Genomic DNA, 22,379 nt, shown 5'->3' on the forward strand with positions numbered 1-22,379 from the left:
AGGGCCGTCGTAAGTACGTTGTGCCTATTGAGTTGCTGCTCAGCCGGCGAGCCGGCGGCTGGCGTCCTCGATGCGGTCCGCGAGGGAGCCGTTGATGACCTCGTCGCCGACCTGCACCCGGATTCCGCCGAGGACCTCGGGGTCCACGTCCAGGTTGAGGTGCATCGTGCGGCCGTAGAGCTTCGCGAGGGCGGCACCCAGGCGCTGCTTCTGCGGGTCGCTCAGCGGCACCGCCGAGGTCACGGTGGCGACCATGCGGTCCCGCCGGTCGGCGGCGAGCTTGGACAGGGACTCCAGTCCCGCCTCCAGGCTACGTCCCCGCGGCGCGGTCACAAGGCGCGTCACCAGACGCTCGGTGGCCGGCTGGGCCCGGCCGCCCAGCAGGCTGCGCAGCAGCCCGCCCTTGGCGGAGGCCGTGGCCTTGCGGTCGGTCAGCGCGGCACGCAGCTCGGTGCTGCCGGAGACGATCCGGCCGAACCGGAACAGCTCGTCCTCGACGTCGTCGAGCTTGCCGGCCTGCTGCGCGGCGGTGAGGTCGGCGGTGTTGGCCAGCTCCTCCAGCGCGTCCACCAGGTCGCGCGACTGCGACCAGCGGGAGCGCACCATGCCGGCCACCAGGTCCGCGGCCGGGCCGCTGACCTGGGTGCCGAGCAGACGCCGGGCCAGCTCGGCCTTGGCCTCGCCGGCCTGCGCCGGGTCGGTGAGGACCCGACGCAGCGACACCTCGCGGTCGAGCAGCGCGGTGACGGCGGCCAGCTCGTCGGCGAGCGAGCCCGCGTCGACGGACGTGGAGTCCGTCAGCGCGTCGAGACGCTCTCGTGCGGCTGCCAGGGCCTCGCGGCTCGCTCCGTTCATCGGCCGGCCTCGGCCTTCTCCTCGAGCTCGTCGAGGAAGCGGTCGATCACGCGGCTCTGGCGGGCGTGGTCCTCGAGGGACTCGCCGACGAGCTTGCCGGCCAGGTCGGTGGCGAGCTTGCCCACGTCCTGGCGCAGCGCGGACGCGGCGGCCTTGCGGTCGGCCTCGATCTGGGCGTGACCGGCGGCGACGATCTCCTCGCGCTGCCGCTGGCCCTCGGCCCGCATCTCGGCGATGAGGGCGGCACCCTGCTCCTGCGCCTCCTGGCGCAGACGCGCGGCCTCGTGCCGGGCCTCGGCGAGCTGTGCCTTGTACTGCTCAAGGACGCTCTGGGCCTCGACCTTCATGGTCTCGGCCTCTTCGATACCGCCTTCGATCGCCGCGCGGCGCTCCTCCAGAACCTTGTTGATGTTCGGAAGCAGCTTCTTCCAGAAGAAGAAGAACACGATGGCGAAGGCGATGGTGCCGACGAGCAGCTCGGGGCCCGGAGGAACGAGCGGGTTCTGCTCTTCCTCGGCCGCCAGCTGCACCAGGTTGGCGATCACATCAGTGCCTTTCGTCGAAACGTGTCGGTGAGCAGGAAATTACTGACCGAACACGAACGGCATAACGATGCCGATGAGGGCGAGCGCCTCGCAGAAGGCGAAGCCCAGGATCTGGTTGGCACGGATCAGGCCGGCGGCCTCGGGCTGACGGGCCAGGGCCTGGGTGCCGTTGCCGAAGATGATGCCGACGCCGATGCCGGGGCCGATGGCGGAGAGGCCGTAGCCGATGGAGCCGAGCGAACCGGAGACAGCGGCGAGGGTCTCAGTGGCAGCCATGCTGAATCTTCCTTCTCTTTCACGGACCGGCGGGGGTTGGCCACCGGACGTATCTGGGATTTGCGGGGGCGGAGGGGCTCAGTGGTGCTCGGCCAGAGCGCCCTGGATGTACGTGCAGGCGAGGAGTACGAAGACGTACGCCTGGACGGCCTGCACGAAAAGCTCGAAGACGATCATGGCCATGGTCATCACGAAGGAGATACCGGCCGCCGGGATCATCCAGCTGTTGAGCAGGTACCAGGAGGCGACGGTGAACATGACCAGCATCAGGTGACCGGCGAACATGTTCGCGAACAGCCGGACGGCGTGGGTGAACGGCCGGACGAGCAGGTTCGAGAAGAACTCGATGATCATCACGAGCGGCAGCACCGGGCCGAGCGACTTGTCGTAGCCGGTGATGTTCTTGAAGAACCCGACGAAGCCGTGCCGCTTGAAGGTCAGCGAGACCCAGGTCACGTAGACGACCGCGGCGAGGACCGCCGGGTAGGCGATGACCGACGACACCGGGAACTGCGCCAGCGGGATCACGGACCAGATGTTCATGATCCAGATGAAGAAGAACAGCGAGACCATCAGGGGGACGTACTTCTCGCCCTCCTTCTTGCCGAGGGTCTCGTAGACGATGCCGCGGCGGACGAAGTCGTATCCGGCCTCACCGACCATCTGCAGCTTGCCGGGCACCACCTTGGCCTTGCCGAAGGCCGCCCAGAAGAAGCCGATGACGAGGATCGTGGTGATGATGGCGAGCAGCATCACCTTGTTGAACTCGTACCCCCCGACCGTGGCGATCGGCTTGAAGAGGAACGAGTGCAGGCCCGGTGCCGGAAAACCACACCCGTCGGACATGATCCGACAGCTCCAGTCGAAGGCGAGCTGGGTCTGGTCAGCACTCACCGCGGGCTCCTTCGGTGTGACGCATAGGTACGGCAACCTCGTTGTGTCGGCGCGGCGCGCAGCCGCGGATCGGCACCGGACTGGTGTTACGGATGTGAGGGCGGCTGGGGGGCATCGAGCCTCGCGTTCGAGCAGGCGTCAGCTCAGATGCCCGCGCCCGCGATGCCGCAGTTGGCACCGGACGATAGCAGGAGTTCCTACTGCCCTTTATCGCGCCCCTACTCGTCACGACGACGACCCGGTCTTCTCGGGCTTCTCGCTCTTCTCGGAGTCCGGGTCGATGTAGAAGATCTTGGCCTTCATGTGCGCACGAGCCTGCGCAGCCATCCACACGACGGTCGCGACGACGAGCCCGATGGCGAACGCCTTCGCGTTGAAGAGAGAGGTGTCCTTGAAGAGGGCGACGAAGATCAGAAGAAGCAGCAGCTGGGCGACATAGAGCATCAGCCCCATGGCCTGGAACAACTGCGGGAGCGTTTTTGCCGTCCACTGGAGAACGTAGAGACCGATCCCCATGAAGAGGATGGCCAGCAGCGCGCCGACGGCGGCGCCGACGGCTCCCTTGCCTCCGGCCACCACGCCACTGACGGCGGCCGCGACCACACCGGCAGCGGCTGTGGGCACAGCGCACTGCAGAAGGTTCCGGGCGTCATTGGACGGCATGGCGGCAACTCCGCTTTCGCAGGGGGCAGGGGTGTCGTCATGGACGAGCGTAGTCCCGGGCTGAGTGGAGACCTCACACCGCTGGACCGTCGCACTGCGGTCCTTCGGCTCTATCCGGGGGGTTCTCGTGAACCGTATCACAAACTATTTGATGCAGTCTTTACCTGGAGGTGTGCGGACAGTCACACATGAGAGTGAATGTGCGCGTCTGAGCGTGAACACCGCCGAGATGTCTGGTATTGGGGCGCTTCGCACCCCCATCAGCACCCCACGACTTGGCAATGCTCTCGTCAGATTCTTACCTTGTCCCCGCCTTGCGCCGGTCGGCCGGGTGCGACCGGGTGCCCAGGGCGGTCGCCCCGTTGACACCGGCCACGCCGGACGCCACGGGGGTGCGGCTCTCGGCCCCGGCCGGGACGGGGTGCTCCCCCGCGGACGCCGGGGCCGAGGCCTCCGGCGCCACCGCGGCGACCGCCCCGCGGCGCCGGTAGCGCGGCGGCACGAACCGCTCCATCCAGCGCGGGGTGCGCGGCGTGAAGCGCGGCAACAGCAGCAGGACCAGGCCGATCGCGCTGAGGAACACCACGCCGAGGACGATCCACATGGACGCCGAGTTGACGGAGTAGGCGAGCGCTCCGAAGGCGATGAGCGCGGACCAGAAGTACATGATCAGCACCGCGCGGCTGTGCGAGTGGCCGATCTCCAGCAGCCGGTGGTGCAGATGCCCGCGGTCGGCGGCGAACGGCGACTGACCGCGCCAGGTGCGGCGCACGATCGCCAGGATCAGGTCGGCGGCCGGCACCGCGATGATCGTCAGCGGCAGCAGCAGCGGGATGTAGACGGGCACCGTCTGGTGCACGGCCTCCTTCTCGGAGCCGACGTACAGGTTGAGCGCGTCCGGGTCGACCTGGCCGGTGACGGAGATCGCACCGGCGGCCAGGACCAGGCCGATCAGCATCGAGCCCGAGTCGCCCATGAAGATCCGCGCCGGGTGCATGTTGTGCGGCAGGAAGCCCAGGCACATGCCCATCAGGATCGCCGAGAACAGCGTGGCCGGGGCGGCCGCCTCGATGCCGTACGAGTACCAGATGCGGTAGGCGTACAGGAAGAACGCGGTGGCCGCGATGCAGACCATGCCGGCCGCGAGACCGTCCAGGCCGTCGACGAAGTTGACCGCGTTGATGGTGATGACGACCAGCGCGACCGTGAGCAGGGTGCCCTGCCACTGGGTGAGCGCCACCGAGCCGACGCCCGGGATCGGCAGCCACAGGATCGTCAGACCCTGCACGACCATCACGCCCGCGGCGATCATCTGGCCGCCCAGCTTGATCAGGGCGTCGATCTCGAACTTGTCGTCCAGGACGCCGATCAGCCAGATCAGGGCCGCCCCGGAGAGCAGCGCCCGGGGTTCGTTCGACGTCTCGAAGACCTGGTTGAGGTTCGTCAGGTGGTCGGCGACCAGCAGGCCCGCGCACAGGCCGAAGAACATGGCGATCCCGCCGAGCCGCGGAGTGGGTTCCCGGTGCACGTCACGGGCCCGGATCTCCGGCATCGCCCCGGCCACGATCGCGAACTTCCGCACCGGCCCTGTCAGCAGATACGTCACCGCGGCCGTGATGCAGAGCGTCAGCAGGTATTCACGCACGGGCTTCCCCACAGGTCTCGCTGGCCATCTCAGCTCCACACCCTAGCGATGCGCGCATATGGGTGGGGACTTCCGGGTAGCGACGATGGTTGCACGCCTGGCTGTGCACCCTGGTGCGCTTACCCGGGCTCAGCGGGGATACGGCGGAAATGCGCCGGCCAGCTCCCGCACTTCCTCACGGGCTCGCGAGGGCTCCGTCACACCCCGCAGGACCCCGGCGAGCAGCTTGGCGATCCGGGCCATCTCCGCCTCGCCCATGCCCTGCGTGGTGATCGCGGCCGTGCCGAGCCGCAGGCCCCGGACGTCGCCGTGCGGCAGGGCGCAGCAGTCCAGGACCAGGCCGGCGGCGGCGAGCCGGCCCCGGCCGGTGCGCCCGTCGACGCCGAGCGGGGCCGGGTCGGCGGTGATCAGGTGGGTGTCCGTCCCCCCGGTGGTGACGGTCAGGCCCTCGGCGGCCAGCCGGGCCGCCAGCACCCGCGCATTCGCCACCACCTGATGGGCGTACGCGGCGAACGCCGGTGTTGCCGCCTCGCCGAACGCGACGGCCTTGGCGGCGATGGTGTGCATCTGGGCGCCGCCCTGTGTGAAAGGGAACACGGCCCGGTCGACCCGCTCGGCCAGTTCCGCCCGGCACAGGATCAGGCCGCCGCGCGGGCCCCGCAGCACCTTGTGGGTGGTCCCGCAGACGATGTCCGCGTACGGCACCGGGCTGGGCGCGGCTCCCCCGGCCACCAGACCCATGGGGTGCGCGGCGTCCGCGATGAGGTAGGCGCCCACCTCGTCGGCGACCTCGCGAAAGAACGCGTAGTCGAAGTGGCGGGGGTAGGCGATGGAGCCGCACACGATCGCCTTGGGCCGGCGCGTGCGGGCCAGGGTGCGCACCTGCTCGTGGTCGACGAGCCCGGACTCGGCCTCCACGCCGTAGCCGACGAAGTCGAACCAGCGGCCGGAGAAGTTCGCCGGGGAGCCGTGCGTGAGGTGGCCGCCGTGCGGCAGGCCCAGGGCGAGGACGGTGTCCCCGGGACGCAGCAGGGCGGCGTAGGCGGCCAGCACGGCCGAAGAGCCCGAGTGGGACTGGACGTTGGCGTGATCGGCGCCGAACAGGGCCCTGGCGCGGTCCACGGCCAGACGCTCGGCGATGTCCACGATCTCGCAGCCGCCGTGGTGGCGTGCGCCCGGGTAGCCCTCGGCGTACTTGTTGGCCAGCGGTGAGCCGAGGGCGGCCAGCACGGCCGGGGAGGTGAAGTTCTCGGCCGCGATCAGCTGCAGCGTCGTCGCCTGCCGCTCCCGCTCGCCGAGCAGGACGTCGGCGAGCTCGGGGTCCTGGCGGCGCAGGACGTCGGCCTCGATGGCAGGGGTGACCGTCATGGTGGGCTCCGGGCGTCGACGGTGACGTACGACCAATGTAGGCCCGGGGCCCCCGGGGCGCTCGGCCGCTACGTCCGTGCGGGGACGCCGGTGAGCGCCGTGACGACCGGGTCGAGCGCCTGGTGTATCTCGTCCCCGATGGAACGGAAGAACGTCAGGGGCGCCCCGTACGGGTCGTAGACCTCGTCCGCCTCGGCGTTCGGGGCCAGCAGCCACCCGCGTAGAGCCGCCGCGGCACGGACCAGGGCACGGGCGCGGACGACCACGCCCTCCTCCAGGGGCGGCAGGGTCGCCGGGTCGATGGCCTTGACCAGGCGGGTGAACTCCTTGAGCGTGAAGGTCCGCAGGCCCGCCGAGTGGCCCATGGAGATGACCTGCGCGCGGTGGTCCCGGGTGGCGGTCAGCACCAGGTCGGCGCGGATCACGTGCTCGTCGAGGAGCTCACGCCCGGTGAAGCCGGAGGCGTCCGCGCCGAAGTCGGCCAGGACGGTCTCCGCGTGGGCCTCCATGGGCGCGCCCTCGTGGCCCCAGGTGCCCGCGCTCTCCACGATCAGGCCGCCGCCCAGGATGCCCAGCCGCTCCTGCACGAAATGGCGGGTCAGCCGCTCGGTGATGGGCGAGCGGCACACGTTGCCGGTGCTGACGTGGAGGATGCGGAAGCTGTCGCGCGGAAGTCCCACGAAGGTCGTCGTGATCTCCGCCGCGCTGTCCCCGTTGCCTATGCCACGCCCCTCAGGGGCCGTCAATTCGCCACCTCGAGGTCGGGTACGACCTTCCTCAGCTCGTCCGCCGAGAGCGCGCCGGCGCGCAGCAGCAGCGGCACCTCACGGGTCACGTCGACGATCGACGAGGGCACGTTGCCGGGGGTCGGGCCGCCGTCGAGGTAGACGGAGACGGAGTCGCCGAGCATCTCCTGCGCCGCGTCGCAGTTCTCCGGCGCCGGGTGGCCGGTGAGGTTGGCGGAGGACACGGCCATGGGACCGACCTCGGTGAGCAGCTCGATGGCGACGGGGTGCAGCGGCATGCGCACCGCGACCGTGCCCCGGGTGTCGCCGAGGTCCCACTGCAGGGACGGCTGGTGCTTGGCGACCAGGGTCAGGGCGCCCGGCCAGAAGGCGTCGACGAGCTCCCAGGCCAGCTCCGAGAAGTCCGTGACGAGCCCGTGCAGCGTGTTCGGGGAGCCGATGAGGACGGGGGTGGGCATGTTGCGCCCCCGGCCCTTGGCCTGCAGCAGGTCGGAGACCGCCTCCGAGGAGAACGCGTCGGCGCCGATGCCGTACACCGTGTCCGTCGGCAGCACCACGAGTTCGCCACGGCGGACGGCGGACGCTGCCTCACGCAGACCGGTCACTCGGTCGGTCGCGTCGTTGGTGTCGTATCGCCGTGCCATCTTTAGCTGGCCTCCTCGTACACGTGCTGCTGGGATGAAGTCCGTGAAGTCCGCGAGATCCGCGTGGTCAGCGGGATCCGCGCGGACCGCGGGGTGCCCCGGGTGCTCACGGCAGTGCCTTGCGGGCCGTGGCGAAGCGGGGGCGGTTGTTCAGGTCCGGGTGGTCGGCCGCGTCGGTCCAGCCGCGGTCCTCGGCGAAGATCCACGGCACCTGGCCGCCCTGGGTGTCGGCGTGCTCCACGACCACCACGCCGCCGGGGCGCAGCAGCCGGTGCGCGGTCCGCTCCAGTCCCCGGATGAGGTCCAGGCCGTCCTCACCGGAGAAGAGGGCCAGGTCCGGGTCGTAGTCCCGCGCCTCGGGGGCGACGTACTCCCACTCCGTGAGCGGGATGTACGGCGGGTTGGAGATGACCAGGTCGACCTGGCCGTCGAGGTCCGGGAAGGCCGTCAGGGCGTCGCCCTGGCGCAGCTCGACCCTGGACCCCTCCACGTTCTTGCGGGTCCACCGCAGGGCGTCCTCGGACAGCTCCACGGCGTACACGCGCGAGCGCGGGACCTCCTGGGCGAGGGCGAGCGCGATGGCGCCGGAGCCGGTGCACAGGTCGACGATGCAGGGCTCGACGACGTCCATGGCCCGTACGGCGTCTATGGCCCAGCCGACCACGGACTCGGTCTCCGGCCGCGGCACGAACACCCCCGGACCGACCTGGAGTTCCAGGTACCGGAAGTACGCGTGTCCGGTGATGTGCTGGAGCGGTTCGCGGGCCTCGCGGCGGGCGATGACCTCCCAGTACCGGGCGTCGAAGTCGGAGTCCTTGACGGTGTGCAGCTCGCCGCGCTTGACGCCGTGCACGAACGCGGCGAGTTCCTCCGCGTCGGTACGCGGCGAGGGCACGCCGGCGTCGGCGAGCCGCTGGGTGGCCTGGGCCACCTCCGCGAGCAGCAGATTCACGCAAGTCCTCCGAGTGTGCTCGTTCGTGCCTTACGCAGCCGCCAGCTTCGCCGCCGAGTCCGCGTCGACGCAGGCCTGGATCACCGCGTCGAGGTCGCCGTCCAGGACCTGGTCCAGGTTGTACGCCTTGAAGCCGACGCGGTGGTCCGAGATGCGGTTCTCCGGGAAGTTGTACGTGCGGACCTTCTCGGAGCGGTCGACGGTGCGGACCTGGCTGCGGCGGGCGTCGGCGGCCTCCCGCTCCGCCTCCTCCTGCGCCGCTGCGAGCAGCCTGGAGCGCAGGATACGCAGTGCCTGCTCCTTGTTCTGCAGCTGGCTCTTCTCGTTCTGGCAGGAGGCGACGACTCCGGTCGGCAGGTGCGTGATGCGCACGGCGGAGTCGGTGGTGTTGACGGACTGCCCGCCGGGACCGGAGGACCGGTAGACGTCGATGCGCAGATCGTTGGGGTTGATCTCGACGTCGACCTCCTCCGCCTCGGGCGTGACGAGCACACCGGCCGCGGAGGTGTGGATGCGGCCCTGGGACTCGGTCGCGGGCACGCGCTGCACGCGGTGCACGCCGCCCTCGTACTTCAGCCGGGCCCACACGCCCTGTCCGGGCTCGGTGGCGCCCTGGCCGCCCTTGGTCTTCACGGCGACCTGGACGTCCTTGTAGCCGCCCAGCTCGGACTCGGTGGCGTCGATGATCTCGGTCTTCCAGCCGACGCGCTCGGCGTAGCGCAGGTACATGCGCAGCAGGTCGCCCGCGAACAGCGCGGACTCGTCGCCGCCGGCGCCGGCCTTGATCTCCAGGATGACGTCCTTGTCGTCGCTGGGGTCGCGCGGGACGAGGAGGAGACGCAGCTTCTCCGTCAGCTCCTCCTGCTGCTTCTCCAGCTCCTTGACCTCGGCCGCGAAATCGGGATCGTCGGCGGCGAATTCGCGCGCGGTCTCGATGTCGTCGCCCGTCTGCTTCCAGGAGCGGTACGTCGCGACGATCGGGGTGAGCTCGGCGTAACGCTTGTTCAGCTTGCGCGCGTTGGCCTGGTCGGCGTGGACCGACGGGTCGGCGAGCTTCTTCTCCAGGTCGGCGTGCTCGGCGACGAGTTCCTCGACGGCCTCGAACATCTTGGGGCTCCTGTGTACGGACGGGGGTGAAGGGCGGGCGACCAAAAACGCCGGTCCCGGCGCGCCCCTCGGTGGGGGCACTGCCGTGGACCGGCGAAATGGGGCTCGCTACTTCTTGGAGCCGGCGGCCTTGCCGAAGCGGGCCTCGAAGCGGGCCACACGGCCACCGGTGTCGAGGATCTTCTGCTTGCCCGTGTAGAACGGGTGGCACTCGGAGCACACGTCGGCCCGGATGGTGCCGGACTCGATGGTGCTGCGCGTGGTGAACGACGCGCCGCAGGTGCAGCTGACCTGCGTCTCGACGTACTCGGGGTGGATGTCGCGCTTCAAGGTGTCTCCTAGGTTTCGGGAGGGCGCCGGGTCGCCGCCGCGGGGTGCGGGAGCGTGAACCGGAGCCGACGTACCAGTCTGCCAGGACTGGGGCCATCCCCCAAAACCGGGGGTTGCGGTGATCTATTCCCCGCGGGCCGGTGGGGGTCGTTCGCGCAGTTCCCCGCGCCCTTTGGGGACGTCTCCCTCAGGGGGCGTTCACGACGCCCTTGGCCTCGCCGGTCGCCGTGTCCTTCGTCGCGCTCTTCGGGATCGGCTGGTCGTTCGCCAGGGCCTTCCAGATCTGGTCGGCCTTCTTCTCCTGGAGGAGGACGCGGTTGGGGTCGGCGGGGTCGTAGACGACCGGCATCGTCACCATGTGCATGTGCGAGGGGCTGATGCCCCGCAGGCCGCCGGCGAAGGACGCGAGCTTGTTGACCGAGCCGAGGTCGGAGTCGGTCGTCACCGTCTTGGTCGCGGTCTCCGCGAGGTCGAGCAGCTTCTTGGGGCTGGTGAAGACGCCGACGTCCTTGACCTGGCCGACCAGGGCCTTGATGAAGGCCTGCTGGAGCTGGATGCGGCCGAGGTCGGAGCCGTCGCCCACGCCGTGCCGGGTGCGGACCAGGCCGAGGGCCTGCTCGCCGTCGAGTCTGTGGGTGCCGGCCTTCAGCTTCAGGTGGCTGTCGGGGTCGTCGATGCTCCTGGTCGTGGTGATCTCGACGCCGCCGAGGTCGTCGATCAGCTTCTGGAAGCCGGCGAAGTCGACCTCCAGGTAGTGGTCCATGCGCAGGTCGGTGATGGACTCGACGGTCTTCACGGCGCAGGCGGCGCCGCCGGTGGAGTACGCGGAGTTGAACATCGTGTTGCGCGCGGCCGGGTGCTCGTTGCCCTGGGTGTCCGTGCAGGCGGGCCGGTCGATGAGGGTGTCGCGCGGGATGGAGACCACGCTGGCCTTCTTGTGGCCCTTGTAGAGGTGGACGATCATCGCCGTGTCGGAGCGGGCGCTGCCGTCGTCGGTGCCGCCGCCGAGCTTCTTGTTGCCGCCGGAGCGGGTGTCCGAGCCGAGGACCAGGATGTTCTCGGAGCCGTTGTCGGCCGCCTCGGGGCGGTCGGTGCCGAGGGCCTGGTCGATGTCGACGCTCTTGAGGTTGCCGTTGAGCTTGAAGTACACGTAGCCCATGCCGGCGCCGCCCAGGACGACGATGCCGGCGGCGGTCCACGCCGTGATGATCAGGCCCTTGTGGCGCTTGCGGGGGGCGCGGCGGCGGCCCCTGCCGCGGTGACGCGCTCCCGTGGTGCCGTTCTCGCCCGGTATACCCGGATCCGGTGTGCTCTCGGCAGCCATGTGCTCCTCAGCTCGTCTACGGTCGGTTACCCCCTGCCGTCAGTGCCAGGCGTGGCCGGCCGGAACCCTTCCTCGCACCATCGTCGCTCCGCCTGGTCAGACGGGGAAACTCGGGAAAGGGTTGCACAACGGACTGTGCCCACCGCGTGGGGCGGTGGGCACAGTGTGTGGCCGGTGGGGCCGGAGGGAACCGGCTCACCTGCTGTTTCAGCCGAAGATGTCGTACTGCTTGAAGTCGGTGGCGACGGACTTCCTTGTGGCGAAGATCTCGCTGGTCGCCTTGCCGGTGCCGGCGTACAGGTAGAGCGTGCCGCCGGGGGTGCGGGCCAGGAAGTCGGCCTTGCCGTCGCCGGTCATGTCGCCGACCGCGTCGAAGGCGTTGTACGTGGTGCTGCTCCAGGTGCGCACCTTGATGCGGCCGGAGAACGCCCCGGTGCCGGACTTGCCGGTGCCCTTGTACAGGTAGATCGTGCCGCCCGTCTTGCTGCGGGCGATCAGGTCGGTCTTGCCGTCGCCGGTGAAGTCGCCCTTGCCGCGCACGGAGTTGTACTGGTTCCAGCCGGTGCCGACCTTCACGCGCGAGGCGAAGGTGCCGTTGCCCTTGCCGGGGTAGATCCACATGGCGCCGGCGGAGTCGACCGAGAGCAGGTCGGGCAGGTAGTCGCCGGTGACGTCACCGGGGGTGATGATGCGGGTGCGGCTCGCCCAGTTGTCGGCGATCTGCTTGGTGGCCCAGGTGCCGCTGGAGATCACGTAGTGGGTCCAGTAGACGTCGCCGGTGGAGCTGACCCGGTAGACCAGGTCCTGGTAGCCGTCGCGGTCGAGGTCGGTCTGCAGGACGACGTTGACGCCGTTCCAGTCGCCCCAGGACTCGCGGGCGGCCAGGGAGGTGCCGTTGGAGTTCTTGGAGTAGCCGGTCTTGGTGGAGGCGTTGCGCACCCACACGTCGGCCCGGTGGTCGCCGTTGATGTTGGTGTCGTCGAGCCGCGGGTAGGCGGCGCCCACGTAACTACTGACCTTGCTGAAGACGCTGTAGGCGCCCTTGGCGACGCAGTCGGTCACGCCCCAGGAGACGACACCGACGATGCGGTTGTTGACGACCAGGGGGCCGCCGGAGTCGCCGTTGCAGGCGGTGGTGGTGCCGGTGTCGCTGCCGGTGGCGGGCTTGCCCGCGCAGACCATGTGGCCCTTGACGAAGTCCGCGCCGTAGGCGGCGGAGCAGGTCGCGTCGGACTGGATGGGCAGCGTGGCCGTCTTCAGCGTCTCGGAGATGTCGTCGCTGGTGGAGCTGGTGCGGCCCCAGCCGTAGACCTTGGCGCTGGTGCCGGTCGCGTACGAGGCGGTGTCACCGGACGTCGTCATGCGGATCGGCGTGGCCTTGACCGGGACGGGCAGGGTGAGCACCGCGATGTCGTTGTCGATGGTCGTCGCGCTGTACGACGGGTGGCTCCACTGCCGCCAGACACCGGTGACGGTGCCGCCGTGCAGATCGGTGCCGTCGGCCGAGGGGAGCTGGGAGGTGCCGGTGACGATGGCGCCGTTGCCGTGCCAGTCGTAGCCCTTGACGCAGTGCGCGGCGGTGAGGATCTTCGTGGGCGCGACGACGGCGCCGCCGCAGAAGAAGCCGATGTCGTCGCCGGTGCTGGAGGTGCCCCGGTCGTCGTAGTAGTGGAGCTGGGCCATCCACGGCGCCGAGGTGATGGTGGTCTGGCTGCCACCGATGATCTTCGCGTCGACGCTGCCGGTGACGGTGCCCGCGCTGAGCGAGGCCTTGCTCGTCTTGCCTGCGACGTCGTCGCCGGCCATGGCACCGGCGACGCGCTGCTCCAGCTCGGCGAGGGACGGCGAGCCGGCCACGGCGGGCTTGACGGCGGGCTGCGGCAGCGGGGTGGCCGCGCCGGCCGACGTCGTCAGCAGCGCGGCGGCCACGGCTGCGGCCACGCCGGCCGCGGCCACGGGCAGTGCGATACGTATCCGGCGTCTGTGCCGGCCGCCCCCGGGCATGGATGTACCCACGAATGTCCCCCCTCGGGATCACAGGTTCGAAGAGAGCGTGATCCTACCTGTACATGGACACCACAAAGGGCCGCCCCCCTCTCGGGGAACGGCCCTGTGCGCGGTGCCTGCCTCAGTCGCCGTTGCCCGGCGCCGGGGTGGTCTTCTGGATCTGCATCAGGAACTCGACGTTCGACTTCGTCTGCTTCATCTTGTCGAGGAGCAGCTCGATGGCCTGCTGCTGGTCGAGCGCGTGCAGCACCCGGCGCAGCTTCCACACGATGCCCAGCTCCTCGCTGCCGAGCAGGATCTCCTCCTTGCGGGTGCCGGACGCGTCGACGTCCACCGCCGGGAAGATGCGCTTGTCGGCGAGCTTCCGGTCGAGCTTGAGCTCCATGTTGCCGGTGCCCTTGAACTCCTCGAAGATCACCTCGTCCATGCGGGACCCGGTGTCCACCAGGGCGGTGGCGAGGATGGTCAGCGAGCCGCCGTCCTCGATGTTGCGGGCCGCACCGAAGAAGCGCTTCGGCGGGTACAGGGCGGTCGAGTCGACACCACCGGACAGGATGCGGCCGGAGGCGGGCGCGGCGAGGTTGTACGCACGGCCCAGACGGGTGATCGAGTCGAGCAGGACGACCACGTCGTGACCCAGCTCCACCAGGCGCTTGGCGCGCTCGATGGCGAGCTCGGCGACCGTGGTGTGGTCCTCGGCGGGGCGGTCGAAGGTCGAGGAGATGACCTCGCCCTTCACCGACCGCTGCATGTCGGTGACCTCTTCCGGACGCTCGTCGACGAGGACGACCATCAGGTGGCACTCGGGGTTGTTGTGCGTGATCGCGTTGGCGATCGCCTGCATGATCATGGTCTTGCCGGTCTTCGGCGGGGCCACGATCAGACCGCGCTGGCCCTTACCGATCGGCGACACGAGGTCGATGATGCGAGTGGTGAGCACGCCCGGGTCCGTCTCCAGGCGGAGGCGGTCCTGCGGGTACAGCGGGGTGAGCTTGTTGAACTCCGGGCGGCCGCGGCCGTGTTCGGGCGCCATGCCGTTGACGGAGTCCAGGCGCACCAGCGCGTTGAACTTCTCGCGCCGCTCGCCTTCCTTCGGCTGGCGGACCGCGCCGGTGATGTGGTCGCCCTTGCGCAGGCCGTTCTTGCGGACCTGGGCGAGGGAGACGTACACGTCGTTCGGACCGGGCAGGTAGCCCGACGTGCGGATGAACGCGTAGTTGTCGAGGATGTCCAGGATGCCCGCGACGGGGATCAGGACGTCGTCCTCGTTGATCTGCGGCTCGGAGGCGATGTCGTCGCGGCCACGACGGCCCCGGCGGTCGCGGTAGCGCCCGCGACGGCCGCGCCGGCCGCCCTCGAAGTCGTCGTCGTCCTGCTGGCCGCGGTCCGGACGGCCGCCGCCCTGCTGGTTCTGCTGCTGGCCGCGGTCCTGACGAGCGCCGCCCTGCTGGTCGTCGCCCTTGCCGCCGCGGCGGTCGCGGTCGCGGTCCCGCCCGCGGTCACGGTCCCGGTCCCGGTCGCGGTCACGGCGGTCGCGACGACGGCCCTCGCCGCCGTCGGCGTCGGACTTGGCGTCGTTGCCCTGGTTGCCCTGGGACTGCTGCGCCGGCGTCTCGGCCTTGGGCTCGTTCTTCGCCTCGGCGGCGACCGTCTCCGGAGCGGAAGCGGGGGATCCGGCCTCGGCGGTGGCGCGGCGACGGCGGCGCTCGGGAGCGTCGTCGGACGCCGGCTGGCCGGGGATCTCGATCTGCTGCTGGGCCGTGGCCTGCTCCGCGGGGGCCTCGGGGGCCTCCTTCGCGTCGGCCTTCTTCTCGGCCTTGTCGCCGTTGTCGCCCGTACGGGCCCGCGAGGTGGCGCGGCGCTTGGGCTTGGTCTCGGCGGTGGCGTCGGCCTTCGCGGCCGGAGCGGCGCCGCCGGACGCCTGCGCCTCCTTGATGACCTCGATCAGCTGGCTCTTGCGCATACGCGCGGTGCCCCTGATGCCAAGGCCGGATGCGACCTGCTGCAGCTCGGCCAGCACCATGCCCTCGAGGCCGGTACCGCGGCGCCGCCGGGAGCCGGCACCGGTGGCAGGCGCGGAGGCGTCCGTGGCGGGCGCGGCAGCGGTCTCCTCGACACGTGCGCCCATCAGATCGGTGGTGTCGCTCACGAAGGGTCCTTCCCTGGAGCGGACGTCGGCCTGTCTGGCTCGGCGACCGGTTGTGCTGTCCGGCTTCGGTCCGTGTGGTGTGAACCGTGCCGGGGCGGTGGTCCGCCTAAGCGGCGGAGGAATCTGGTGATGGCGCTTCCTTGAGCCGTGGCACCCAGTGTCAGTGTCACGTGGCGTGGTCGCACCGGTTCCGGAGCATGCCCTGCGCCCCGCTCAATGTCCTTGTACGGCGTACGGTCCGACGTACGGAACACAGTGCGGCTTGGGGGGCTCCCGGAAGAATGTCTGTCCCGGACGGGGACACGAGGCACCTCGCCATGGTGGGGTCGGGTGCAGACTTGAGGTTAACACTACCGGATCCAACAAACATTCCCCCTCTCGAAATCCGGCAACCGCGCGCTGTCAGATGTCACCGGCGGCCGCCAGCGGCAGCACGCTCGCGCCGTGCGCGTCGAGGCTCAGCCGGTTGGCGGCCCAGTCCGCGCCCGCCAGGGCCTCGACCTTGTCGGCGGTGTCCGCGTCGGCCAGCGCCATGACCGTCGGCCCGGCGCCGGAGATGACCGCGGGGATGCCGTCGCCCCGCAGCCGCTCCACCAGTGCGGCGCTCTCCGGCATGGCCGGGGCGCGGTACTCCTGGTGCAGACGGTCCTCGGTGGCGGGCAGCAGCAGCTCGGGGCGCCGGGTCAGGGCCTCGACGAGCAGGGCGGCCCGGCCCGCGTTGGTGGCGGCGTCGACGTGCGGGACGGTACGCGGGAGCAGGCCGCGCGCCGTCTCGGTCAGTACCGGCTTTCCGGGAACGAAAACCACCGGAACGATGGAATCGGCGGGGTCCATCCTGATCGCGCGGGCGGCACCGCCCTCCATCCAGGACAGCGTGAATCCGCCCAGCAGACACGCGGCGACGTTGTCCGGGTGGCCCTCGATCTCCGTGGCGAGTTCGAGCAGTGCCGTGTCGTCGAGCCGGGCCTCGGCGCCTATGGTCACGGCGCGGGCGGCGACGATCCCGGCGCAGATGGCGGCCGAGGAGGAGCCCAGGCCCCGGCCGTGCGGGATGCGGTTGGCGCAGACGATCTCCAGGCCGCGGGGCTGCCCGCCCAGCAGGTCGAAGGCGGTGCGCAGGGACCGCACGAGAAGGTGCTGCTCGTCGCGCGGGAGCGTCTCGCTGCCCTCACCCGCGATGTCGATGTGCAGCCCGGAGTCGGCCACCCGGACGACCACGTCGTCGTACAAGCCCAGCGCGAGACCGAGGGCGTCGAAGCCCGGGCCGAGGTTGGCGCTGGTGGCGGGGACGCGCACCCGGACGGCGGCGGCGCGGAACGCTGGACCGGCCATCGCTCGATGACTCTCCTTGAGCTGCGTGATTGTCGAATGACGTTCGATGGACATTCGATGGCGTACGAGAACCCGGGGGGCCGCTGCCGGCCGGTGGGGGCCGGCCGCTGTCCCGGCCGCGGAGACGGCGCGGCACCACGCTCCGTGCGGAGGCATATGCGGCGGGCGGGTTCAGTACAGCCTATCGAAACAAGGTTCTGTGGCGACATAGGGCGCACAGGAGGCGCACGATGCGTGTCGTAAGCCCCCTGTGCACCCCCCGTAGGGAATCTCCCCGGGACGGCGCCGTCTTACGCCGGAACGTGTCGGGCGTAACACCGGCGCTCGGAGCGTCGGCGCACGTCAGCCCCGGTTCGAGCGCCCTCAGGCGAGACCCAGGCGCTCCGCTGCGGCCGCCGCGTCGACGGGGACGGTGACCGGCTGCGGGGCACCGGCGACGGCCCAGTCGGGGTCCTTCAGCCCGTTGCCCGTGACGGTGCAGACGATGCGCTGCCCCGGGTCGACCTTGCCCTGCTCGGCGGCCTTGAGCAGACCGGCGACGGACGCGGCCGACGCCGGCTCGACGAAGACGCCCTCCTGCGCGGCCAACAGCCGGTAGGCGCGCAGGATCTCACGGTCCGTCACCTCGTCGATGGCGCCGCCCGACTCGTCCCGCGCGGCAAGCGCGTACTGCCACGAGGCCGGGTTGCCGATGCGGATCGCGGTGGCGATGGTCGAGGGGTCCTTGACGACCTCGCCGCGCACGATGGGCGCGGAACCGGAGGCCTGGAAGCCCCACATGCGCGGGGTCCTCGTGGCGACACCGTCGGCGGCGTACTCCGTGTAGCCCTTCCAATAGGCCGTGATGTTGCCCGCGTTGCCCACCGGCAGGACGTGGATGTCGGGCGCGTCGCCGAGCATGTCCACGATCTCGAAGGCGGCCGTCTTCTGGCCCTCGATGCGCACCGGGTTGACGGAGTTGACCAGCGCCACGGGGTAGTTGTCGCTGAGGCCGCGCGCGAGCGTGAGGCAGTCGTCGAAGTTGCCGTCGACCTGCAGGATCTTCGCGCCGTGGACCAGGGCCTGGCCCATCTTGCCGAGCGCGATCTTGCCCTGCGGCACCAGCACGGCGCAGACCATCCCGGCGCGCACGGCGTAGGCGGCGGCGGAGGCCGAGGTGTTGCCGGTGGAGGCGCAGATGACGGCCTGCGCGCCCTCCTCCTTGGCCCGCGTGATGGCCATGGTCATGCCGCGGTCCTTGAAGGAACCGGTGGGGTTCGCGCCCTCCACCTTGAGGTGGACCTCGCAGCCCGTGCGCTCGGAGAGCACCTGCGCGGGCACGAGCGGCGTGCCGCCCTCGCGGAGCGTCACGACCGGCGTGCTGTCAGATACCGGCAGCCGGTCCCGGTACTCCTCGATGATTCCGCGCCACTGGTGGGTCATTGCTGGTTACTCTCCTTCAACCCGCATGATGCTGGCGACACCACGCACGGTGTCGAGCTTGCGCAGCGCCTCGACGGTCCCGGTGAGGGCGGCGTCGGACGCGCGGTGCGTGACGACGACGAGGGACGCCTCGCCGTCCTTCCCCTGCTGGCGAACCGTATCGATCGAGACTCCGTGCTCGGCGAAGACGGTCGCGACCTGGGCGAGAACACCCGGTTTGTCGGCCACGTCGAGGCTGATGTGGTAGCGCGTGACGACGTCGCCCATCGGGGACACGGGGAGGGCGGCGTACGCGGACTCACCCGGTCCGGTCGCGCCGCCGATGCGGTTGCGGCAGACGGCGACGAGGTCGCCGAGCACGGCGGAGGCCGTGGGGGCACCGCCCGCTCCGGGGCCGTAGAACATGAGCTGCCCGGCGGCGTCGGACTCGACGAACACGGCGTTGTACGCGCCGCGCACGGAGGCCAGCGGGTGGCTCAGCGGAATCATCGCCGGGTGCACGCGCGCGGTGACCGACGCCCCGTCCGCGGCCCGCTCGCAGATGGCGAGCAGCTTGATGGTGCAGCCCATCTCCTTCGCCGAGGCGAAGTCCGCGGCGGTCACCTCGGTCATGCCCTCGCGGTAGACGTCGTCGAGGCGCACGCGCGTGTGGAAGGCGATGCCGGCGAGGATGGCGGCCTTGGCGGCGGCGTCGAAACCCTCGACGTCGGCGGTCGGGTCGGCCTCGGCGTACCCCAGGGCGGTGGCCTCGTCGAGGGCCTCCTGGTACCCGGCGCCGGTCGAGTCCATCTTGTCGAGGATGAAGTTGGTCGTGCCGTTGACGATGCCCATCACCCGGTTGATCTTGTCGCCGGCGAGGGACTCGCGCAGCGGCCGGATCAGCGGGATGGCGCCGGCGACGGCGGCCTCGTAGTAGAGGTCCTTGCCGTGCTCCCCGGCGGCGGCGTGCAGCGCGGCGCCGTCCTGGGCGAGCAGCGCCTTGTTGGCGGAGACGACGGAGGCGCCGTGCTCGAAGGCGGTGGTGATGAGGGAGCGGGCCGGCTCGATGCCGCCGATCACCTCCACCACCACGTCGATGTCACCGCGTTTGACCAGGGCGGTGGCGTCCGTGGTGATGAGCGCGGGGTCGATGCCCTCGCGTACGCGGTCGGGCCGGCGGACGGCGACACCGGCCAGCTCCACCGGGGCCCCGATCCGGGCCGTGAGGTCGTCGGCGTGCGTCGTCATGATGCGCGCCACCTCTGAGCCGACCACTCCACAGCCCAGCAGCGCCACCTTCAGCGGACGCGTACGCATCATCCGACCTCGTTTCCTCATTACCGTCTGCGGTGCAACCAGTCTCACCCACCGAACGGGACTTTCTGCCCATGGTCCGGATCGTGAGACGTCTATTTCATTTGTACGGGGGTGGAAGACAGGAGATCTTCCACCCCGCGTCATGCGGCTCGTGCGGCTCGTGGAGCGTGTAGGGCCGCCGTGGGGATCAGCCGACGTCCAGGCGCAGCAGGTCCTCCTCCGTCTCGCGGCGGACGATCACCCGGGCCTCACCGTCGCGCACGGCGACGACGGGCGGCCGCAGCACGTGGTTGTAGTTGCTGGCCATGGACCGGCAGTAGGCGCCCGTGGCCGGTACCGCGACCAGGTCACCGGGCGCCAGGTCGGCCGGCAGGAACGCGTCCTTCACCACGATGTCCCCGCTCTCGCAGTGCTTGCCGACGACCCGGGCGAGCATCGGCTCGGCGTCGGAGGTGCGCGAGACCAGGGCGACGCTGTACTCGGCGTCGTACAGCGCGGTGCGGATGTTGTCCGACATGCCGCCGTCGACGGAGACGTACGTGCGCAGCCCGTCGAGCGGCTTGATCGTGCCGACCTCGTAGAGCGTGAAGGCGGTCGGCCCGACGATGGCCCGCCCCGGCTCGACGGAGATGCGGGGCGTGCGCAGCCTGGCGGACTCGCACTCCCGCGTGACGATCTCGGTGAGCGCCTTGGCGATCTCGTGCGGCTCGCGCGGGTCGTCGTCGCTGGTGTACGCGATCCCGAGCCCGCCGCCGAGGTCGATCTCGGGCAGTTCGACGCCGTGCTCGTCGCGGATGTCCTTCAGCAGCCCGACCACCCGGTGGGCGGCGACCTCGAACCCGGACATGTCGAAGATCTGCGAGCCGATGTGGCTGTGGATGCCGACGAGCTCCAGACCGTCGAGCTGCAGCGCCCGCCGTACGGCCTCGGCGGCCTGCCCGCCGGCCAGCGGGATGCCGAACTTCTGGTCCTCGTGGGCCGTCGCGATGAACTCGTGGGTGTGCGCCTCGACGCCGACGGTGATGCGGATGAGCACCTTCTGCCGCTTGCCCAGACCCTGCGCGATGTGGGCGACGCGCACGATCTCCTGGAACGAGTCGAGCACGATGTGGCCCACGCCGGCCTCGACGGCCCGGGTGATCTCGTCGACGGACTTGTTGTTGCCGTGGAAGGCGATGCGCTCGGCCGGCATGCCGGCGGACAGGGCGGTGGCCAGCTCACCGCCGGAGCAGACGTCGACGTTCAGCCCCTCCTCGTGCAGCCAGCGCACCACGGCCCGGGACAGGAACGCCTTGCCGGCGTAGAACACGTCGGCGCCGGTCCCGAAGGCGGTGCGCCAGGCCCGCGCACGAGCCCGGAAGTCGGCCTCGTCGAGGACGTACGCCGGGGTCCCGATCTCCTCGGCCAGCCGCGTCACGGGGATCCCGCCGACGGTGACGACACCGTCCTCGTCGCGGGTGACGGTCTCGGCCCACACCTTGGGGTCGAGCGCGTTGAGGTCGGCGGGCGGGGCGGAGTAGTGGCCCTCGGGAAGGACATCGGCGTGACGGGGCCCGGCGGGGTGGGCGGAACGGCTCATGATTCGTGTGCCTCTTCTTGGCTCTCAGAGGTGTTCGGGTGCGTCGATGCCGAGCAGGGACAGGCCGCCGGCCAGCACCGTCCCGGCGGCTTCGGCGAGAGCGAGCCGGGCACGGTGGGCGGCCGAGGGTTTCTCCTCACCGAGCGGCAGCACGGCGGGGAGCAGGGGCAGCGTGGCATCGGCAACGGCGACGAGGTGCCGGGCCAGACGGTCGGGGGCGTCCTGGGCGGCGACGAGGACGCGGGGGTGGTCGCCGAGGAGGGCGAGCAGGGTGGGGGCGGTGGATTCGCGGAGGGGGGCGGGGTCGGGCACGGGCCGGATGGTTGGGTCGGCGGCGTTGCGCGGGAGGGCAATGGGGCCGGGCTCAGGACGAAAGCCCAGGTCGGCGGCGTTGCGCAGCAGGGCCCGGGTGCGGGCGTGGGCGTACCGGACGCGGAAGAGGGGGTTGGTCTCCCGCTGGACGAGATGCTCCCGGGTGATGCGGGGGCGGTCGTGGAGGGCGGGGTGCAACAGGGCCCAGCGAGCGGCGTCCCGGCCGAGGGGAAGAGGGTCGGCGGGGGCGGGCAGGGGCCGGACGGTCTCGGAGCCATCGAGCTCGACGTCGACGAGACGGCTTGGCTCGGACAGGTCGTCGGCGTCGCCGAGACCGCTTGGCTCGTACAGGTCGTCGGGGTCGACACCGAGTACGGACGTCCACTCCGGGTCGAGCGGCCCGTCGTGGTGGACGCGAACGAAGTGGCCCTGGCTACGCCGCACCCGCGCGACGACGTCCGCGACCACGACGGCACGCACCTCGGCCGGACACCGCAGCCGGACGAGTGTCCCGCTGGGCGACACGGCGTGCCCGTACCGTCGCCCGCGGCTGAGGATCTCTACGACGAGGTCGGCGGAGGCGGTGCCATCCAGGCTGAGGTTGAGGAACCCGGGCCCGGTGACGGCGACGTCGCTGACGCCGTGCTGTTCGAGCAGACGCGCGCGGAGGATCTCGGCGACGCGCCGCGGGGGCTGCCCCGCCGCACGGGCCAGCTGAAGGGCGATGTTCGTGGCGTAGTCACCACACCCTCCGGGCCCGGGCGGAGCGACCACGGCCCGCTCGGGCACGGTCACGCTCAGCTCACCCTCGTCGACAGCACGACGCACGGCGTGCAGCACGGTGCGGGAGAGCTCGACGGGGGTCACGGGGACCAGCGTATGGGAGGAGGGGGGTGGGTATGCGACCCGGTTTGGCGGACGGTCCGGCATGTG

20 protein-coding genes are annotated in these 22,379 nt (G+C 70.7%); all 20 read right to left on the reverse strand.

The features are described 5' to 3' along the window. Positions 1 to 39: 39 nt before the first annotated feature. The 20 genes from CHR28_RS24895 to nrtL all read right to left on the reverse strand — a co-directional run bounded on the left by CHR28_RS24895 (position 40) and on the right by nrtL (position 22,313). Entirely contained in the window at positions 40 to 855 is an 816-nt protein-coding gene (locus CHR28_RS24895) for a F0F1 ATP synthase subunit delta (protein WP_094055917.1), read from the reverse strand. Next, entirely contained in the window at positions 852 to 1,400 is a 549-nt protein-coding gene (locus CHR28_RS24900) for a F0F1 ATP synthase subunit B (RefSeq protein ID WP_031117488.1), read from the reverse strand. Before CHR28_RS24900 ends, CHR28_RS24895 begins: the two co-directional genes overlap by 4 nt. A gap of 39 nt (positions 1,401 to 1,439) precedes the next feature. Beyond that, positions 1,440 to 1,676: an ATP synthase subunit C gene (locus CHR28_RS24905; RefSeq protein WP_010040161.1), complete on the reverse strand. Its 237-nt coding sequence runs from the start codon at positions 1,674 to 1,676 to the stop codon at positions 1,440 to 1,442. A 78-nt stretch (positions 1,677 to 1,754) separates the two neighbouring features. After that, positions 1,755 to 2,522 carry a F0F1 ATP synthase subunit A gene (gene atpB, locus CHR28_RS24910; protein ID WP_094055975.1) on the reverse strand — a complete coding sequence of 256 codons (768 nt, stop codon included), beginning with the start codon at positions 2,520 to 2,522 and terminating at the stop codon, positions 1,755 to 1,757. Positions 2,523 to 2,795: 273 nt separating this feature from the next. Then, positions 2,796 to 3,233 carry a hypothetical protein gene (locus CHR28_RS24915; RefSeq protein ID WP_086852631.1) on the reverse strand — a complete coding sequence of 146 codons (438 nt, stop codon included), beginning with the start codon at positions 3,231 to 3,233 and terminating at the stop codon, positions 2,796 to 2,798. Between the two features lie 298 nt (positions 3,234 to 3,531). Then, positions 3,532 to 4,878 carry an MraY family glycosyltransferase gene (locus CHR28_RS24920; protein ID WP_094055918.1) on the reverse strand — a complete coding sequence of 449 codons (1,347 nt, stop codon included), beginning with the start codon at positions 4,876 to 4,878 and terminating at the stop codon, positions 3,532 to 3,534. Between the two features lie 129 nt (positions 4,879 to 5,007). After that, the gene (gene glyA, locus CHR28_RS24925; protein ID WP_094055919.1) at positions 5,008 to 6,246 is read right to left on the reverse strand and encodes a serine hydroxymethyltransferase; all 1,239 of its coding nucleotides are present in this window, start codon (positions 6,244 to 6,246) and stop codon (positions 5,008 to 5,010) included. A gap of 68 nt (positions 6,247 to 6,314) precedes the next feature. Further along, positions 6,315 to 6,992, reverse strand: a complete 678-nt coding sequence (locus CHR28_RS24930; protein WP_094055920.1) for an arsenate reductase/protein-tyrosine-phosphatase family protein — start codon at positions 6,990 to 6,992, stop codon at positions 6,315 to 6,317. After that, positions 6,989 to 7,636 (reverse strand): L-threonylcarbamoyladenylate synthase, encoded by a 648-nt coding sequence (locus CHR28_RS24935; RefSeq protein WP_094055921.1) that lies wholly within the window; start codon positions 7,634 to 7,636, stop codon positions 6,989 to 6,991. The genes CHR28_RS24930 and CHR28_RS24935 overlap by 4 nt, the downstream gene beginning before the upstream one ends. 106 nt (positions 7,637 to 7,742) lie before the next feature. After that, on the reverse strand, positions 7,743 to 8,588 hold the full coding sequence (gene prmC, locus CHR28_RS24940; RefSeq protein ID WP_094055922.1) for a peptide chain release factor N(5)-glutamine methyltransferase: 846 nt from the start codon (positions 8,586 to 8,588) through the stop codon (positions 7,743 to 7,745). Positions 8,589 to 8,618: 30 nt separating this feature from the next. Further along, a complete protein-coding gene (gene prfA / locus CHR28_RS24945) occupies positions 8,619 to 9,695 on the reverse strand; it encodes a peptide chain release factor 1 (protein ID WP_094055923.1) in 1,077 nt (358 codons plus the stop codon). 108 nt (positions 9,696 to 9,803) lie between these two features. Beyond that, entirely contained in the window at positions 9,804 to 10,025 is a 222-nt protein-coding gene (gene rpmE, locus CHR28_RS24950) for a 50S ribosomal protein L31 (RefSeq protein WP_003992975.1), read from the reverse strand. Between the two features lie 187 nt (positions 10,026 to 10,212). Then, on the reverse strand, positions 10,213 to 11,349 hold the full coding sequence (locus CHR28_RS24955) for an LCP family protein (RefSeq protein ID WP_094055924.1): 1,137 nt from the start codon (positions 11,347 to 11,349) through the stop codon (positions 10,213 to 10,215). Positions 11,350 to 11,556: 207 nt separating this feature from the next. Continuing rightward, positions 11,557 to 13,353 (reverse strand): trypsin-like serine protease, encoded by a 1,797-nt coding sequence (locus CHR28_RS24960; RefSeq protein ID WP_094055925.1) that lies wholly within the window; start codon positions 13,351 to 13,353, stop codon positions 11,557 to 11,559. Between the two features lie 124 nt (positions 13,354 to 13,477). Then, complete coding sequence (rho, locus tag CHR28_RS24965) at positions 13,478 to 15,505, reverse strand: transcription termination factor Rho (protein ID WP_094055926.1); 2,028 nt, start codon at positions 15,503 to 15,505, stop codon at positions 13,478 to 13,480. 402 nt (positions 15,506 to 15,907) lie between these two features. Next, complete coding sequence (gene thrB, locus CHR28_RS24970; RefSeq protein WP_094055927.1) at positions 15,908 to 16,837, reverse strand: homoserine kinase; 930 nt, start codon at positions 16,835 to 16,837, stop codon at positions 15,908 to 15,910. Between the two features lie 363 nt (positions 16,838 to 17,200). Continuing rightward, a complete protein-coding gene (gene thrC, locus CHR28_RS24975; protein ID WP_094055928.1) occupies positions 17,201 to 18,259 on the reverse strand; it encodes a threonine synthase in 1,059 nt (352 codons plus the stop codon). A gap of 6 nt (positions 18,260 to 18,265) precedes the next feature. Next, positions 18,266 to 19,558, reverse strand: a complete 1,293-nt coding sequence (locus CHR28_RS24980; RefSeq protein ID WP_094055929.1) for a homoserine dehydrogenase — start codon at positions 19,556 to 19,558, stop codon at positions 18,266 to 18,268. Between the two features lie 184 nt (positions 19,559 to 19,742). Further along, positions 19,743 to 21,134 (reverse strand): diaminopimelate decarboxylase, encoded by a 1,392-nt coding sequence (gene lysA, locus CHR28_RS24985; RefSeq protein ID WP_094055930.1) that lies wholly within the window; start codon positions 21,132 to 21,134, stop codon positions 19,743 to 19,745. 24 nt (positions 21,135 to 21,158) lie between these two features. Beyond that, entirely contained in the window at positions 21,159 to 22,313 is a 1,155-nt protein-coding gene (nrtL, locus tag CHR28_RS24990; protein WP_094055931.1) for an ArgS-related anticodon-binding protein NrtL, read from the reverse strand. Between the last annotated feature and the right edge of the window lie 66 nt (positions 22,314 to 22,379).

It is taken from the genome of Streptomyces sp. XY006 (genome assembly GCF_002237655.1).
GTDB lineage: Bacteria > Actinomycetota > Actinomycetes > Streptomycetales > Streptomycetaceae > Streptomyces > Streptomyces levis.